Origin of the sequence: Haloferax sp. Atlit-6N (assembly GCF_003383195.1) — an archaeon.
Lineage (GTDB): Archaea > Halobacteriota > Halobacteria > Halobacteriales > Haloferacaceae > Haloferax > Haloferax gibbonsii.
Map to the genome: position 1 here is coordinate 1 of NZ_QEQJ01000170.1, position 529 is coordinate 529.

General features: G+C 57.1%; 1 pseudogene. It reads left to right on the plus strand.

Annotated elements, in window-relative coordinates:
* Positions 1-529, plus strand: a pseudogene (locus DEQ92_RS24250) (hypothetical protein); the annotation flags it as partial.

Here is a 529-nt window from a genome sequence, read left to right on the forward strand (position 1 = left end):
GTCGAACGCCACCAGTTCAAGTTGCAAACACCATCGCCAGTCACACCAAACCCGACAGACGAAAGTCAGTTTTCCCTCCCCACTGACGCAGCGGTCCGCATCAAGACGAACCGAATCGAAGTAGCCGCGAACACTGTCGTGTGCGTTCGCGACGAGAGTGATTCGATGCTCGCGCAGGTCGACCAGCAGGGGTCCTAGCGACTGGGCGACGAAACATACAGTATAGAACTCTTTGGCGCAGTCAAAACGTACCTCAAGGTCGATGGTCCGCTTACCATCGACGCGAAACCACTGGAAACTGTTCTTTCGTTCGAGGGGCCAACGGAAGTCCACGTCGGTGCTCGTTCATCGCACGAGAGTCCGGCGACGACAGTCACGACGACGGAGAAGCCATACGAGGTGATGCAAGCCGTCTCGGCATTCAGTTCGGCACTCAAGACGACGAGCGTCGAACGGTCGTATCCGACACTCCGTGGGCATCCACCACTTCTCGAACTCGGTGATGAGTTGGATATCCCTGAGGGCCTTC